Consider the following 16,629-nt stretch of genomic DNA (forward strand, 5'->3'; position numbering starts at 1 on the left):
GATCGCACCGTCGGTGCGATCCGCGACGGTCTGTGTCGGGCCCGACACGATCCGGTTCCGCGAAGTACCGATAGCATCCGCTAGGTATCCTGAGCATGAGCAGGGTGCCGAACACGAGGCAAGGGGCCGAGCATGAGCAACAACGCCAGTGAGTACACGGAGCAGCTCGCTGACATCCTCACACCGGAGGCGGGGCTGATCGCCTCCGCCGACCCGGTGCTGTTCGGTCGCGCGCTGGCCCGCGCAGGCATGGCCGCGATGGCCAACCCGGCCGCCACGTCCCGCGCCACCTTGTCATTCCTGGGCACGCTGGTGCAGGCGGGCCGGGCCACCGCCGGCGTGGCGGTCGGGCGTACGGTCGAGCCGCCCGTGCCGGCCCAGGGCGACCGCAGGTTCGCGGACGCCACGTGGAGCGAGAACCCGGCGTTCTTCGCCCTGCACCAGGTCTATGCGGCCGGCGCGCGGTACCTCCGCGACCTGCTTGACTCCGCACCGCTCGACCGCGCGAGCCGAGGCAAGGCCGAGTTCGCCCTCAACTACCTGCTCGACACCATCGCACCGACCAACGCGCTGGCCACCAACCCCGACGCGCTGAAGCGCGCGTTCGAGACCGGTGGGATCAGCGTGCTCAGAGGCATGCGCAACATGCTCGACGACATGGCCCACAACCACGGACGGCCCCGGCAGGTCGACCCCTCGCCGTTCGCGCTCGGCGAGAACCTGGCCGCGACCCCCGGCAAGGTCGTGTTCCGCAACGAGCTGATGGAGCTCATGCAGTACGAGCCGCAGACCGACCAGGTCCACGAGATCCCGATCCTGTGCAGCCCGCCGTGGATCAACAAGTACTACATCATGGACCTCGCGCCCGGAAAGAGCCTGATCGAGTGGGCCGTCCAGCACGGCCACACCGTGTTCATGATCAGCTACCGAAACCCCGACGCGTCGATGCGCGACACATCGATGGAGGACTACCTGATCCACGGACCGCACACGGCCATGGACGTGGTCGCCGAGATCACGGGCCAGCGGACGGTCAACATGATCGGGCTGTGCCTGGGCGGCGCGCTCACGGCGATGCTGGTCGCCTACCTGAAGGCGACCGGTGAGGACCGCGTCAACGCGATCACGCTGCTCAACACCCTGCTGGACTACCGCGAGCCGGGCGAGCTGGGCGTGTTCACCGACATGGCGACCATCGAGCGCCTCGAGGCAAAGATGGAGAAGACGGGCTACTTGCCGGCCAGTGAGATGCGCGGCACGTTCGACGCCCTCCGCGCCAACGACCTGATCTTCAACTACGTCGTCAACAACTGGCTGAAGGGCGAGGACCCACCGCCGTTCGACATCCTCGCGTGGAACGCCGACTCGACCAACATGCCCGCCGAGATGCACTCGTGGTACCTGCGTTCGTGCTACATCGGCAACGAGCTCGCCGAGGATGAGATGGAGCTCGCGGGCCAGCACCTGTCGCTCAAGTCGGTCGACTGCGACGCCTACATCGTCGCCGCGCAGAACGACCACATCGCCCCGTGGCGCTCGTCGTACATGTCGACCCAGCTGCTCGGTGGCGACGTGCGGTTCTGCCTCAGCTCGCGCGGACACATCGCCGGCGTCGTCAACCCGCCGAGCCCAAAGGCCAGGATCTGGCTGTCGTCGGACACGCCACCGGATCCGGATGTCTGGTGGGAGAACGCGACGGAGTCGGGCCGGTCGTGGTGGGAGGACTGGGCGGAGTGGATCGACGACCGCGCCGGCAGGATGGTCGATGCGCGTCCGGTCGGATCCGAGGCGCACCCACCGATCGATCTGGCACCCGGCCAGTACGTCAGGGCGACCGCCGATTAGCAGGGGCCTGCTGCGGGGACGGTCATGGTTCCACGAGCGACCGCAGCACGGCATCGGCAGACTGCGAGCAACTGCTCGCAGGGGTTGACAACCAGCAAGCGCTTGGTATAGTTAGCAGTGCACGGTAAATCAACCCCCATGTCCGCAACCTCCGACAATGGAGTGATCCACACAATGACCGATACGCGAGAGATGACGCAGACCGCACAGAACCAGACGCTGGACTTCGTGCGCCAGAGCCAGGACGCGTTCGTCGAGGCCATGCAGGTGTGGTCCGACAGCCTGAACCGCCTCGTGGGCACCACCCAGGAGCGGACGGCCACCGTCAGCGAGCTGCCCAAGCCCGATGAGGTCCTCGACCAGGTCTTCGACTTCGCCGAGGCGCTGCTGAGCGCGCAGCGCGAGTTCGCGCACAACGTGGTCCGCACCGCGTCCACCGTGTGGGCGCAGGGTGAGCAGACCGCCGCGCAGGAGAGCCAGACCGCTCCGCAGGAGAGCCAGAAGGCCACCAGCGCCGCCGTCGAGGCCATGAAGAAGGCCGAGAATAAGAAGGCCGAGAAGTAGTCCCTGACCCGACCTTCGCCGCACGATCACGGGGCACCGCCATCACGGCGGTGCCCCGTTCATGTCCAGATGCGTCTGACCGGCGCGGCATGAGGTCGTGCCCACCCACAGCGTAGTCTGGTGTCGACATGATCGACGATCCTTGGGAACGCCAGCGCGCGGCGCTGGGTTCGTACATCCGCAGCCAGCGCAAGCTGGCGAACCTGTCGCTGCGTCAACTGGCGGACATCGCGAAGGTGTCGAACCCGTACCTCAGCCAGATCGAGCGGGGGCTCCACGCGCCCTCGGTGCGGGTGCTGCGGTCGATCGCAGAGGCGCTGGACCTCAGCGCCGAGACACTGCTGGAGCAGGCCGGCCTCCTCGAGCATGCCAATGGCACCCAGGCGGCACAGGCCACACCGCCGACCGAGCGTGCCATCCGCATCGACCCGCGGCTGACCGAGTCCCAGAAGGAAGCGCTGATCTCCGTCTACCGCAGCTACGTCGCCGCCGCTGACGGCGACGCGTCGTAAGCTGCCAGCGCACGGCTGCACGCGCGCTCCAGACGGTAGTGGGCGCGCAGCCGGTGCAACAGCCGCGGTGGCGCCAGGTGTCGCTCGCCCGTGCGATCCACAACGGCCAGCTCAGAGGCGTCCACGACGCCGGAGACGACCAGCTCGGTCGACCGCTCCTGGTCGGGGATCGAGAAGTCGTGCGTGAAGAGCACTGCCGGACCCTGGCGACGGCCGCCGCCATCCCCGGCGAGTAGCAGCACCCGCACCCGTTCGGCGTCCCAGTCGTCCACCGCCACGGTATCGACGGTCATCCCCTCAGCACCGACGGTGAACAGCACGCCGTCGTCGGGTCCCGCTCGGCGCGCCACCTGACGGAGCGGCCCGGTGGGCTCCAGCCGGACGATCCACCGCGGCACGTACCACCAGTGCTCCCGTCGCTGGATGGCCGTGTCGATGAGCAGCCGGGATGGCGGGTACTTGCGCACCTCCTGGTCCAGCGCACCCGTCCACGTCCACTCCCCCGACCGGTCCGGCGTCACTGTCACACGGGCCGACACGGCGCATGCAGACCAGCCCTTCCAAGCCATGCGCGAATCGGAGAACACGAGCGTGGCGGCCGTGGCGCGGTCGAGGCGCCGCGCTGTCGCGGTCCGCGCGAAGGACAGCGCCGCAACGACCGCGTCATCGATCACCAGGGGAATGACCGCGGTGGCATGCAGTCTGCCAGCCGCATCACGCCAACCGAGCTCGGCGCGGGCTGCGCCGGCTGCGACCGTCGTCACATCCGTCCGCATGGTCCCCAACCAGACCGTAAACAAACGTTTGACAGCTGTTCTGAGTGGAAGCGTAGACCCAAGCCCGAGAGCGTTCATCGTGAAAGGCGCGCCACATGCCCGCAGTCGTCGTATTCGTGGCAGTCATGGTGATCTTCGCGCTCGCCTACCGGTACTACTCCGTGTATCTGGCTGAGCGCGTCTATGCACTCGATCCGGACTTCGTGACGCCGGCGCATGAGTTCGAGGACGGCGTCGACTACGTGCCCACCAACAGGCACGTCCTGTTCGGCCACCACTTCACCTCGGTCGCGGGCGCGGCCCCGATCGTCGGGCCGGCCATCGCCGTGGTGTGGGGCTGGGTGCCCGCGCTGCTGTGGATCGTGATGGGCACAGTGTTCGCTGCCGGTGTCCACGACACGGGATCGCTGGTCGTGTCGGTCCGCAACAAGGCCACCAACATCGGCACGCTGGCGCAGACGGTGATCAACCCGCGGTCACGCAACCTGTTCCTGGCGATCATCTTCTTCCTGCTGACGCTGGTCAACGCGGTGTTCGCCATCGTCATCGGCACCTTGTTCGACGCCAACCCCGAGGCTGTCATCCCGATCTTCGTCGAGATTCCCCTGGCGATCTTCATCGGGCAATACATCCACCGCACGAACACCGGCGCCCTGGTCCCCTCCCTCGTGGGCGTCGCCGTCCTCTACGCGCTCATCGCCGTGGGCATCGCCTTCCCGATCGACATCAGCGGCATCGCCGAGGCGATGGGCATGAGCGCCCGGACGCTGTGGATCATCATCCTGTTCATCTACACCTGGATCGCGTCGCGCATCCCGGTGTGGGTGCTGTTGCAACCCCGCGACTACATCAACTCCCACCAGTTGTTCATCGCCCTGACGGTCATCTTCCTCGGCGTCCTGATCGGCATGGACGCGATGGCCGCACCGGCGTTCAACCCGGTCGAGGGGCCGCGGAACTGGTTCCCGTTCCTGTTCGTCACCATCGCCTGCGGCGCGGTCAGCGGCTTCCACAGCCTGGTGTCGAGCGGTACGACCTCGAAGCAGCTCGACAGGGACACCGACGCGCGGTACGTGGGTTACATGGGCGCGCTGGGTGAGGGATCGCTCGCGCTGGGCGCGGTGCTCGCGACCACCGCGGGCATTGCAGTCGTCGGCGTCGACTGGGGTGCGCAGTACGCTGACTTCGCGACCGCGTCGGACACGGCGCTGGGCAACTTCGTGCAGGGCGTGGCCGGGTTCGCGAGCAACATCGGTATACCCATCAGCTACGGGACGGCGTTCGCCGCGGTCGTCGTGGTCTCCTTCGCCGCCACCACGCTCGACACCGGCGTCCGGCTGCAGCGCTACATCATCCAGGAGATCGGCGAGATCGTCGGCAGCCGCCCGCTCAGCCGGAACCTCAACCTGTCCACCACGCTCGCCGTGCTGCTGCCGCTGGGCCTGGCACTCGCACCAGCGGGCGAGAACGACACCCTCGCGTTCGGGCGCCTCTGGACGCTGTTCGGCACCACCAACCAGCTGACCGCCGGGCTGGCGCTGGCCGTCATCGCAGTCTTCGTCACCCAGGCCCGACGCAACGCGATGGCGCAGATCGTGCCCCTGACCTTCCTGCTGTTCATGACGGTCTGGGCGCTGATCATCAACCTGCGCGAGTTCGTCACCAACCGGGACTGGCTGCTGGCGCCCCTCGACCTCGCCATCCTGATGCTGGCCGGGTGGCTGATCGTCGAGGCCGTCGTCGCGATCCGCAACGCACGGACGGAGGCGCGCGAAGTCACCGCCCCGGCCGACAGGTCCTGATGGCGACCGGGCAACGGCCGCCGCACCGGGTCATGCTGGTGCGCGAGTGGGACAGCCAGACAAGCGGGTCGGGCTGCTGCGGGCGGTTGGGCGGCGAGCACTGTGACGTGGGGCATCCCGACACGTTCGCCCACAGCCGACCGCTGATGGAGGCGATGGGCGCGATCTACCGCGCTCTGCGCAGAGAGCTGCCCCGCGAGCGCGTGGAGATCACCGTCGTCGACCCGCGCAACATGGTGTGGTTGATCCCCACGATCCTGCGTGACGGTCACCGCCGGGGACTGCGCGGGGGCGAGCTGTGGCGTCAGGTCAACGCCGGCGTGCGCAACGGCGCGATCGTGGTCGACGGAGTTGCCCTGTTCGCCCACGACTATCCGGATGAGGACGCCGCGGTGGATGCCGTGCTTCGCGAGCTGGCCGCCGCGTCGGCCTGACCGACCTGGGGACGCACCGCCGCCCAGTGCGCAATCCTTACACCCGGTGCCACCGCGCGATCTGGGGATGCGACCACTGCCGGGCGCGATTGTCCCGACGGTGGATCAGCCGCCGATGTAGGACATCTCGACCTTCGCAGCGCTCGCGGCGGTCTCCTCGGTGCGCAGCTCGGAGTAACGGTCGGTGCGCCGCAGCCAGACGCCGGCGAGGCGGTCGCGAAGCTCGCCGTCGTCGACCGCGTCGTCGCGCAGCCACGCGCGCACGTCGGTGCCCGCAGCGGCGAACAAGCAGGTGTACAGCTCGCCGATCGCCGACAGCCGCGCCCGGGTGCAGGTCGAGCAGAATGGCTGGGACACGGACGAGATCACGCCGACCTCACCCGCACCATCGCGATAGCGCCAGCGCTCCGCCACCTCGCCGGTGTAGTTCGGATCGAGGGGCTCGACGGGGTACACGGCGTCGATGCGGGCTATGACGTCGGCACCGGGCACGACCTCGTCCAGCTTCCAGCCGTTCGTCGTGCCGACGTCCATGAACTCGATGAAGCGCACGATCAGCCCGTGCTCACGCCCGTACCGCGCGAGCGGCACGATCTGGTCCTCGTTGACCCCTCGGCGCACCACGACGTTGACCTTGATCGGCGCGAAGCCCACGTCCTGCGCCGCGGCGATGCCGTCGAGGACGCGTCGCACGCTGATCTTCGTGTCGCTCATGGCGCGGAACACATCGTCGTCGAGCGCGTCGAGGCTGACCGTCAGCCGCGACAAGCCCGCCGCTCGAAGGTCCGCGGCGACGGGAGCCAGCAGTGACGCGTTCGTCGTCATCGCAAGATCGTCGATGCCGCCGACGGCGGCCAGCATGCCCACCAGGTCCGGCACGTCGCGGCGCACCAGTGGCTCGCCACCGGTCAGACGCACCTTGCGCACGCCGAGACCCGCGAGCACCCGCACGGCGCGGGCGATCTCCTCGAACGTCAGCAGCTCGACCCGGGGCAGGAACTGGTGCTCCGGTCCGAACAGCTCACGCGGCATGCAGTAGGTGCAGCGGAAGTTGCACCGGTCGGTGATCGAGACCCGAAGATCACGCAGCGGCCGACGCAGACGGTCGAGCGGTCGCTGGCGGTTGTCTGGCACACGCCAATCTTAGTCATTCGGCTCCCACGCCCGCCGCGTTCCGCAACGCGCACGCCGAAGGGCCGGCGATCCGGCGTGGAGTGTGGTCAACTGTGGCCGGACGCCATCCTGCACAACGTGTCGGCCATCTCGTCGGCGCGCTCGACCAGATCGTCGGGGCCGTCCTCGTTCCACAGCACGTGGGTGGCGCGCGCGAGCTTGGCCTCCAACGGTGCCTGCGCACGCACGCGTTGCCGTGCCTCGCGCTCGGTCATCCCGCGGTAGCGCATGAGCCGCCGGACCTGCGTCTCGGCGCGTGTCGCGACCACGATGATCGCGTCGTAGCGCCGGTCGACCTCGGATTCGACAAGCAGTGGCACATCGAGCACGACGCAGCCGTCGAACGCGACGAGCAGCTCGAGCTGGTCCGCGATCTCGGCGAGGATCGGCGGGTGCGTGATCTCGTTGAGCACGGCCCGCTGCCGCTCGTCGTCGAAGACGATCGCACCCAACGCGGCCCGGTCGATGAAGCCGTCGTCATCGAGGATCTCATGACCGAAATGCTCGACGATCTCGTGGTACGTCCGGGTGCCCGGTTGCGTCACCTCCCGGGAGATCGCGTCCGCGTCGATCAGCTCGGCGCCGTGCTTGACGAAGCGCTCGGCAACGGTGCTCTTGCCCGAAGCGATACCGCCGGTCAGGCCGATGAGGAACACGGCTGCGACCCCCCGGCGTCAGCCGGCGTCCTCGTCCGCGGCGTCATCGTCATCACTGCCGCTGGTCTGTGACTGCAGGTCGGCGATCACGTCGGTCAGCGACAGGCCTCCGCCGGTGTCGTCGTCGCCCCCACCGCGCTGACGCAGCGCATCCTCGAGCGCGGCCCCCATGGTCGACGAGGGAGCCGACGACCTGTCCGGCGCGGACGACGGCGCGCTGGGCGCCGCCGGCGCGGGGGCCCCGTCGAGCTCGGGCTCCTCGCCGTACCCGGCCTTGATCGCCTGCTTGAGCGACAGTGAGATCCGGCGGCGGATGTCATCGATGTCGATGATGCGCACCGTGATGGCGTCGTTGACCTTGACGACCTGCTCCGGCAGCTCGACGTGCGCCTCGGCCAGCTCCGAGATGTGCACGAGGCCCTCGATGCCTTCGGCGACCTTCACGAACGAGCCGAACGGCACCAGCTTGGTGACCTTGCCCTCGATGAACTCGCCCACGTAGTGCTGGCGGGCGAACTGTCGCCACGGGTCCTCCTGCGTCGCCTTCAGCGACAGACTGACACGCTCGCGGTCGAGGTCGACATCGAGCACCTCGACCTCGACCTCGTCGCCGACGTCGACGACCTCGCTCGGGTGATCGATGTGCTTCCACGACAGCTCGGAGACGTGCACCAGGCCGTCCACGCCACCGAGGTCCACGAAGGCGCCGAACTGGACGATCGAGCTGACCGTGCCCTTGCGAACCTCGCCCTTCTGCAACGTCTCGAGGAACTCGCGGCGGAACTCGCTCTGCGTCTCCTCGAGGAACTTCCGGCGCGACAGCACGACGTTGTTGCGGTTCTTGTCGAGCTCGATGACCTTCGCCTCGAGCTCCCGGCCGACGAACGGGTGCAGGTCGCGCACCCGGCGCATCTCCACCAGCGAGGCCGGCAGGAACCCCCGCAGCCCGATGTCGACGATCAGGCCGCCCTTGACGACCTCGATGACCGTGCCCGTGACGGTGGAGTCGTTCCGGTAGATCTCGTCGATCTTGCCCCATGCGCGCTCGTACTGCGCACGCTTCTTGGACAGGACCAGGCGGCCCTCCTTGTCCTCCTTCTGCAGGACCAGGGCCTCGGTGACGTCGCCGACCTGGACGACCTCGAACGGGTCCACGTCATGCTTGATCGACAGCTCGCGCAAGGGGATGACGCCCTCGGACTTGTAACCGATGTCGAGCAGGACCTCTTCGGGGTCGACCTTCACGACCACGCCCTCGACGATGTCACCGTCGTCGAACTCCTTGATGGTGGCTTCGAGCGCCCGCTCGAACTCTTCCTGCGAACCGAACTCCTGGAGCACGATCTCCTCGCCGCGTTCACGCTCGGTGGCCGGCGCTGCAGTCAGGGTCGTCTGTGGTGAGGGTGCGGTCGCAGGTGCGTCGTCGGGGCGGTCGGTCATAGCTGGTCGTCGGTCTCCATCGAGGGCAGGAAGGTATGAGTTCCGGTGCACGGATTTCAGGATAGGGCGCCCGACGGACACCGGCCGCCCCAGTCTCACGTAGTCACACGGTACTGTCAACGCGCCAGCATCGCCGGTCGACGCCGGAACCGCTCTCAACTGCGCAGCCGACATGGGGGGTCGGCGACCTCGTCCTGCGCTGCCTGGGTCAGTGCTTCTCCGCGTCGAACCAGGAGCTGCCGACGGCGGTGTCGACGTCCAGCGAGACGGCCAGGTCGACCACGGCGCCCATCCGATGGCTCAGCAGCGCGCGCAGCGCGTCGACGTCCTCGTCGACCGTCTCGCTGACGAGCTCGTCGTGCACCTGCAGCAGCAGCTGTGCGCGCAGGCCCGAGCGCGAGAGCTCGTCGGCGACCGCGATCATCGCGAGCTTGATGATGTCGGCGGCCGTGCCCTGGATAGGCGCGTTGAGCGCCATGCGTTCGGCCATCTGGCGCCGCTGGCGCTGGTCGCTCATGAGGTCGGGCAGGTAGCGCCGGCGGTCGAACAGGGTGGCAGTGAACCCGTCGAGCCGTGCCTGCTCGACCACGCCCTGCAGGTAGCTCCGCACCTTGGGGAACCGCTCGAAGTATGCGTCCATCAGCTCGCGTGCCTCGTCGGGCGGGATGCCCAGCTGCTGGCTGAGCCCGAAGGCCGACAGACCGTACGCCAGGCCGTAGGTCATGCCCTTGATGCGGCTGCGCAGGGTGTTGTCGACCGCGTCGATCGGCATGTCCCAGACCATGGCCGCCGTCGTGGCGTGGATGTCCTCGCCGGACGTGAACGCCTCGATGAGCCCCTCGTCGCCCGACAGGTGCGCCATGACGCGGAGCTCGATCTGCGAGTAGTCGGCGACGACGAGCCGGTCGTAACCCGGCCCCGGCACGAACGCCCGGCGGATCTCGCGGCCCGTAACGGAGCGGATCGGGATGTTCTGCAGGTTCGGGTTCTGCGAGGACAGCCGGCCGGTCACCGCGACCGTCTGGTTGAACTCGGCGTGGATGCGCCCCGTGCGCGGGTTGACCAGTGGCGGCAGCGCGTCGACGTAGGTGCCCTTGAGCTTGGACATCTCCCGGTACGCGAGCAGCGGCTCGATGATGGGGTGGGTGTCGAGCAACGACGACAACGCCTGGGCGTCGGTCGAGTAGCCGCTCTTGATGCGCTTGGTCTTGGGCAGCGCCAGCTGCTCGAACAGGACCTGCTGCAGCTGCTTCGGGGAGTCGAGGTTGAACTCCTCGCCCGCGTGACCGTAGATCTCCTCGCGCAGCGACGTGATCCGGTCGCCCAGCGTGTCACCGATCTCGGTGAGCACGTCGAGGTCGACAGCGATGCCCGTGTGCTCGAGCGCGGCAAGCACTGGGACCAGCGGCAGCTCGATCTGCTCGAGCAGCCTGCGCTGGTCGCGTTCGGCCAGCTCGGTCTCCAGCGGCTCGACCAACTCCAGCACGGCCTGCGCGCGCAGTGCGTGGACCTGCCACCGGTCGTCGACCGCCATGGCCAGCTGCCCGTCGGCGGGCGCCTCCTCGGGTGCGTCGATCTGCTTGCGCAGGTGGTCGAGCGCAAGTCGCTCGAGGTCGTAGCTGCGCTGGTCGGGTCGGATCAGGTATGCCGCGAGGGCTGTGTCGAGCCGGATGCCGTCGACCGGCCAGCCCCGGCCGCCGGCGGCGTGCAGCAGCTGCTTGGCGTCGTGGCAGCACAGCGGCCGGTGGGGGTCGGCGAGCACCGCGGCAAGCGCGTCGACGTCGCCCGGGCCGGCGTCGTCCAGCACCAGGTACGCCGGCTGCCGGTCGGGCGCGGCAAGCGCGACGGCGTCGAAGGCGATGTCGGGCAGCCGCCCACTGACCCGGGGCAGCACGGCGAGCAGCGCGTCGGTGTCGAGGTCGTCGAGCCACGCGGCGAGGCTGCCGGGCGCGATCCGCTCCGGCTCGAGCCCGAAGCTCGTCGCCTCGGCCTCGGCCTCTGTGTCGAGCACCGGATACAGACGCTCCCAGAGGCTGCGGAACTCCAGCGTTGCGAACAGCTTGCGGACGACCTCGAGGTCGACGACACCCATGCGCAGCGCCTCGAGTGGCTCGGGCAGGTCGACGTCACGATCGAGAAGCGCGACCTGATGGCCCTTGCGCACCGACTCCTCGTGCTCGGCCAGCGTCGCGGGCAGTTTCCTGCCCCGGATCTCGGCCAGGTGGGAGAAGATCCCGTCGAGGTCACCGAAGTCGTTCAGCAGCCTGGCCGCGGTCTTGTCGCCGACCCCCGGCACGCCGGGGATGTTGTCGCTCGGATCCCCGCGCAGCGCGGCAAGCTGAGCGTAACGGGACGGTTCGACGCCGTACTTGGCGACGATGGCTGCGGTGTCCATCAGCACCGTGTCGCTGATGCCGCGGCGCGTGTAGACGACCGAGACCTGGTCGTCGACCAGCTGGAACACATCCCGGTCGCCGCTGACGATCAGCACGTCCATGCCCTCGGCGACGGCCGCCGAGGTGTACGTGGCGATCAGGTCGTCGGCCTCGGTCCCCTCGAGCATGATCCGTGGGATCGCAAGCGCGTCGAGGACCTCGAAGATCAGCGGGATCTGCGACCGGAAGGCGTCCGGGCTCTCCGAACGGTTCGCCTTGTAGGTCGGCAGCAGCGCGAGCCGCTGCGCAGGGCGTCCGCGGTCGAACATGACGGCGATCCGGTCGGGTGCATGGTCGGCGAGCAGCTTGATGAGCATGCTCGTGAATCCGTAGACCGCGTTGGTCACCTGGCCCGTCGTGGTCCGCAGGTCCTCCGGCAGCGCGTAGAACGCCCGGTAGGCCAGGCTGTGGCCGTCGAGCAGCGCGAGGGTCGGTCGGGGGTCGGACACGTCACGGACCCGCCGCGTCGCTGCATGAGGTCATCGGTCGTCAACCGTAGTCGTCGTCCCAGCTCGCATCATGACTACCCGCTGCCGCTGCCTTCCCCGGCGGTCATCTTAGTCAGGCAGCAGACCCCGCTGCCTTCCCAACGGCCAGGGACCGCACGCTCACTGCGCTCTCAACGGCCGAGGAGACGCCTCGCGCTCTCAACGGCCGAGGAGACGCCTCGCGAACGTACGTGCGCGCCACGGATGCGAGTGGACTGGCCGGTTGACATCGTGACACCGGGCGCGTCCTCCTCTACGGTAGGCATAGTAGAGTGCATGGGCATGCGGGCAGACCCGGGTCCGCAGCGCCACGTGGCGGACACGCCGCGTGGCGACGTGCACCAGTTCCCATCCCATGAGGAGAACGCATGAGCAAGAAGACAGCACGGCTGTTCGCCCTGCTGGCCACGCTCGCCCTGCTCCTTGCCGCCTGCGGCGGCGGCGCAACCGAGGAGGCTGGGGAGACCGAGGCGGCGGCGAGTGAGCCCGCGACCAGCGAAGCCACGAGTGAGGCGGGCACCGAGGAGGTCCCCGAGGCCACAGGGGCCGGCGATGGCACCCTGACCGTCGGCACCGTTCTCCCGGAGACCGGCAGCCTGGCGTTCCTCGGGCCCCCTGAGTTCGCCGGGGCTGAGCTCGCCGTCCAGGACATCAACGACGCCGGCGGCGTGCTCGGCAATGACGTCGTCCTGAACCAGGGTGACTCTGGCGACACGACCACAGACATCGCCAACCAGACCGTCGATCGTCACATCGAGCAGGGCGCCGACGTGATCGTGGGTGCCGCATCTTCGGCCGTGTCGTTCACCTTCATCGACAAGGTGACGGGTGCGGGCCTGGTGATGTTCTCCCCGGCGAACACCTCGCCGGACTTCACCGACTACGACGACCGTGACCTGTACTTCCGCACGGCGCCCAGCGACGTGCTGCAGGGTCGCGTGCTCGGTGAGTTGATGCTCGAAGAGGGGTGCGCAACGGTCGGCATGTTGGCGCTGCAGGACCCCTACGGCGAAGGACTGCTCAACAACGCGTCGGAGACCTTCTCGAGCTCCGGCGGCGAGGTGACCGACGAGATCGTGTACGACCCCCAGGCGCCGAACTTCGACTCCGAGGTGCAGGGACTGGTGTCCAGTGACCCCGACTGCATCGTCGTCATCGGGTTCGAGGAGAGCGCCCTGATCCTGTCCACCATGTTCGAGCAGGGGCTCGGCCCCGACCAGAAGCAGATCTACCTGGTGGACGGCAACGTCGGCAACGCGCTGGGCGAGCAGATCGATGCGTCGATGGAGGGCATCAAGGGCACGTTGCCGGGTTCGGTCGCCTCGGACGAGTTCCAGAACCGTCTGGGCGAGGTCGACCCGAACCTGAAGGACTATTCGTACGCCGGTGAGACCTACGACACCATCATCGTGAGCGCGCTCGCCGCGGAGGTCGCCGAATCCGACGAGGGCACCGCGATCGGTGCCGAGCTCGTGGGCGTCACCCGTGATGGCACCAAGTGCACGTCGTTCGAGGAGTGCAAGCAGCTCATCGAGGACGGCGAGGACATCGACTACGACGGGCAGTCCGGTCCGATCGAACTGTCCGACGAGGGTGACCCGCAGCAGGCGAACTTCCAGATCCTGATCTACGACGCGGACAACACCGTGTCGGTCGACGAGGTCAAGGAAGCGTCCATCTAGCACGCTGACCGCCCAGGCGGATACCGAGAACGCGTTGGGCCCGGCACATGATGCCGGGCCCATCGCGTTCTTCGACTGGTTGCGCGCTACGAGACCTTGCCAAGGGTGCCGAGGTAGAGCTCGATCACCTTGGGGTCGTTGAGCAGCTGCGCGCCGGTGTTGGTGTAGGCGTTGCGGCCCTGATCGAGCACGTAGCCACGGTCGCAGATCTGCAGACAGCGCCTGGCGTTCTGCTCAACCATGATGATCGACACACCCGCCTCGTTGATCCGCTTGGCGCGGATGAACACCTGGTCCTGCAGGACCGGCGACAGGCCGGCGGACGGCTCGTCGAGCAGGAGCACCTTCGGCTCCATCATCAACGCCCGGCCCATCGCGACCATCTGTCGTTCGCCGCCCGACAGCGAGCCGGCGCGCTGACTGCGCCGCTCCCCCAGCTTGGGGAACAGATCGAGGACGAAGTCGAAGCGCTCCTTGAACTTCTTCGACTCCAGGTACAGCCCCATCTCCATGTTCTCCTCGACGGTGAGGCTGGGGAACACGTTCTCGGTCTGGGGCACGTAGCCGACACCCATCGACACCAACGTGTGCGCCGAGTGCGCCGTGATGTCCTCGCCCTCGAGGGTGATCGTGCCCTCGGTCACGCCGACCAGGCCGAAGATGGCCTTGACCAGCGTCGACTTGCCCGCGCCGTTGGGACCGACGATCCCGACCAGTTCGCCTTGGCCAAGGACCAACGTGCACCCACGCAGGATCGGCACGCCAGGGACGTAGCCGGCGACGACGTTGTCGGCGATCAGGACACCCTCGGCCGGCTCTGAGGGGCGCGCGCCAACCTCGAGGGCGTCGGCATCCTCGACCGTGTGCTCGTCGGTCGATGACGTCGGCGTGTCATGGTCGCTCATCCTGCGTCCTTTGCCTCACGGTCAGCGTGCGATATCTCGTCGAGCTCCTGGTCGGCCCGCTCGAGCACCGCCTCCTGCTCCTCGAAGGACAGGGGCTGATCGTGGTGGCTGCCCAGGTACGCGTCGATGACCGTCGGATTGCGCCCGATCGCATCGTGTGGGCCCTCCGCGATGATCGCGCCCTCGCCCATGACCACCACCCAGTCGCTGATGTCGCGCACCATGTCCATGTCGTGCTCCACGAACATCACGGTGGTGCCCTCCTCGACCACCTCACGGACGTGGCCGAGCAATGACTGCTTGAGTGCGGGGTTGACCCCTGCGGTCGGCTCGTCGAGCAGCACCATCTCGGGCCTGCTCATCAGCGCACGCGCCATCTCCAGGAGCTTCCGCTGCCCGCCGGACAGCTCGCCGGCGAAGTCGTCGCGCATATGCGCCATGTTGAACCGCTCGAGCAGGTGGTCCGCCCGCTCCTCGATCGCGCGCTCCTGCGCACGCCAGATCGGGGGAACCAGTGCACGGAAGATGTTCTCGCCCTTCTGCCCGGTGGCCCCGAGCTTCATGTTCTCCATGACCGACAGCCGCCCCAGCGCCTTGGTCAGCTGAAACGTCCGCACCATGCCGCGCCGGGCGATCGCATGGGCGCGCATCCCCGACAGCAGCGTGTCGTTGAAGCTCCATTCACCGGTGTCGGGCGTGTCGAACCCACTGATGAGGTTGAAGAAGGTCGTCTTGCCCGCGCCGTTCGGACCGATGAGCGCGGTGATGACATCCCGCTGCACCTCGAGATGCCGGACGTCGACCGCCTTGAGGCCGCCGAAGCTCTTCGAGATGTCGTCGACCTTCAGGACAGGGTCGGGCTTGGCCGCACCGGGTTCGGGTGCGATGTCGGTCAACGGACCTCCTACGGCGGCGTCACCGTTCAAGTGCGATCTCCCTTCGATCGCCGAAGATGCCCTGAGGTCTGAAGATCATCAACACCATCAGCCCCAGCCCCACCAGCATGAAGCGCACCGACCCGACCTGCACACCATCCATGATCGATGCCGGGATGGTCCCGGACGAGACACCCTGACGCAGGACCGCGTCGGTCGCCGAGAGCAGCCCCCAGAACAGCATCGCGCCGATCACCGGCCCGATGATGGTTGCCGCGCCGCCCAGGATGAGCGCGGTGAAGATGAAGAAGGTGACCGGCGGCGAGTAGGTGTCGGGCTGCACCGCCTGCTGGCTGGTCGCGAGGATGAACCCGCCGAACCCGCCGATGACTCCACCAAGTACGAGGCTCTGCATCTTGTAGACGAAGACGTCCTTGCCCAGGCTGCGGGCGGCATCCTCGTCCTCGCGGATCGCCTTCAGGACGCGACCCCACGGGCTGCGCGCCAACAACCACAGCGCGACGGTCATCAGCACTGCCAGGGCCCAGCTCACGGTCAGCAGCCACGTCTGGCGTTCGCTGAAGTCGATCACCCAGATGCCATAGTCACCAGGTGGGAACGGGTTGATCGCATAGAAATCGCTCGCGAACCCCTGGAGGCCGAACGACCCGCCGGTGACGTCGCGAAAGACCACTGCTCGGAACAGGAACCGCATGATCTCCGCGGCGACGATGGTGACGATGGCGAGGTAGTCCGCCCGTAGCCGAAGTGTCGGGATCCCGAGCAGCAGCGCGTAGACGACTGCGGCGATCATCCCCACGAGGATACCGGGCCAGAACGACAGCCCGAGCGACGTGACCGTGATCGCGAGCCCGTAGGCGGCGACCATCAGGAAGCCGACGTGGCCGAAGTTGAGCAGACCCGTGTACCCGAAGTGCAGGTTCAGTCCGATCGCGGCGACGGCGAAGTACACGGCGTCAGTGCCGAGCGCCGCCTCCAGGAACCGGTCGAGGATGAGGTTGAGGTCCACGCGTGTTCCTTC

Annotated in this window: 14 protein-coding genes; 6 read left to right on the forward strand and 8 right to left on the reverse strand. The window is 67.8% G+C overall.

The features are described 5' to 3' along the window. Positions 1–132 precede the first annotated feature (132 nt). The 3 genes from VK923_09385 (at position 133) to VK923_09395 (ending at position 2,921) form a co-directional block, all read left to right on the forward strand. Positions 133–1,845, forward strand: coding sequence for an alpha/beta fold hydrolase (locus tag VK923_09385; GenBank protein HSJ44879.1), 1,713 nt, complete (start codon positions 133–135; stop codon positions 1,843–1,845). A 174-nt stretch (positions 1,846–2,019) separates the two neighbouring features. Further along, entirely contained in the window at positions 2,020–2,409 is a 390-nt protein-coding gene (locus VK923_09390) for a hypothetical protein (protein HSJ44880.1), read from the forward strand. A 128-nt stretch (positions 2,410–2,537) separates the two neighbouring features. Continuing rightward, positions 2,538–2,921 (forward strand): helix-turn-helix transcriptional regulator, encoded by a 384-nt coding sequence (locus VK923_09395; GenBank protein HSJ44881.1) that lies wholly within the window; start codon positions 2,538–2,540, stop codon positions 2,919–2,921. Here VK923_09395 and VK923_09400 read toward each other — a convergent pair. Continuing rightward, positions 2,888–3,697 carry a hypothetical protein gene (locus VK923_09400; GenBank protein ID HSJ44882.1) on the reverse strand — a complete coding sequence of 270 codons (810 nt, stop codon included), beginning with the start codon at positions 3,695–3,697 and terminating at the stop codon, positions 2,888–2,890. The two genes, VK923_09395 and VK923_09400, sit on opposite strands and share 34 nt — an antisense overlap. Before the next feature lie 95 nt (positions 3,698–3,792). Between VK923_09400 and VK923_09405 the strand changes: the two genes are divergently transcribed. Beyond that, positions 3,793–5,499, forward strand: a complete 1,707-nt coding sequence (locus tag VK923_09405; GenBank protein HSJ44883.1) for a carbon starvation protein A — start codon at positions 3,793–3,795, stop codon at positions 5,497–5,499. Then, entirely contained in the window at positions 5,499–5,933 is a 435-nt protein-coding gene (locus VK923_09410; GenBank protein HSJ44884.1) for a hypothetical protein, read from the forward strand. The genes VK923_09405 and VK923_09410 overlap by 1 nt, the downstream gene beginning before the upstream one ends. A 105-nt stretch (positions 5,934–6,038) precedes the next feature. Here the strand turns inward: VK923_09410 and moaA are convergent, their stop codons facing one another. From moaA to polA, 4 genes are all read right to left on the reverse strand, one after another. Beyond that, entirely contained in the window at positions 6,039–7,067 is a 1,029-nt protein-coding gene (gene moaA / locus VK923_09415) for a GTP 3',8-cyclase MoaA (GenBank protein HSJ44885.1), read from the reverse strand. A gap of 86 nt (positions 7,068–7,153) precedes the next feature. Next, positions 7,154–7,762: a dephospho-CoA kinase gene (gene coaE, locus VK923_09420; protein HSJ44886.1), complete on the reverse strand. Its 609-nt coding sequence runs from the start codon at positions 7,760–7,762 to the stop codon at positions 7,154–7,156. An 18-nt stretch (positions 7,763–7,780) separates the two neighbouring features. Further along, complete coding sequence (gene rpsA / locus VK923_09425; protein ID HSJ44887.1) at positions 7,781–9,202, reverse strand: 30S ribosomal protein S1; 1,422 nt, start codon at positions 9,200–9,202, stop codon at positions 7,781–7,783. A 208-nt stretch (positions 9,203–9,410) separates the two neighbouring features. Then, positions 9,411–12,086, reverse strand: a complete 2,676-nt coding sequence (gene polA / locus VK923_09430) for a DNA polymerase I (GenBank protein HSJ44888.1) — start codon at positions 12,084–12,086, stop codon at positions 9,411–9,413. 407 nt (positions 12,087–12,493) lie between these two features. Here polA and VK923_09435 point away from each other — a divergent pair, with 407 nt between their 5' ends. Then, a complete protein-coding gene (locus tag VK923_09435; protein ID HSJ44889.1) occupies positions 12,494–13,807 on the forward strand; it encodes an ABC transporter substrate-binding protein in 1,314 nt (437 codons plus the stop codon). An 86-nt stretch (positions 13,808–13,893) separates the two neighbouring features. Here VK923_09435 and VK923_09440 read toward each other — a convergent pair whose 3' ends face one another. The 3 genes from VK923_09440 to VK923_09450 are packed head-to-tail and all read right to left on the reverse strand — an operon-like array spanning position 13,894 to position 16,617. Then, positions 13,894–14,712 carry an ABC transporter ATP-binding protein gene (locus tag VK923_09440; protein HSJ44890.1) on the reverse strand — a complete coding sequence of 273 codons (819 nt, stop codon included), beginning with the start codon at positions 14,710–14,712 and terminating at the stop codon, positions 13,894–13,896. Next, a complete protein-coding gene (locus VK923_09445; protein ID HSJ44891.1) occupies positions 14,709–15,608 on the reverse strand; it encodes an ABC transporter ATP-binding protein in 900 nt (299 codons plus the stop codon). Before VK923_09445 ends, VK923_09440 begins: the two co-directional genes overlap by 4 nt. Positions 15,609–15,627: 19 nt before the next feature. After that, positions 15,628–16,617, reverse strand: coding sequence for a branched-chain amino acid ABC transporter permease (locus tag VK923_09450; protein ID HSJ44892.1), 990 nt, complete (start codon positions 16,615–16,617; stop codon positions 15,628–15,630). Positions 16,618–16,629: the final 12 nt, after the last annotated feature.

The organism is Euzebyales bacterium (genome assembly GCA_035461305.1).
Lineage (GTDB): Bacteria > Actinomycetota > Nitriliruptoria > Euzebyales > JAHELV01 > JAHELV01.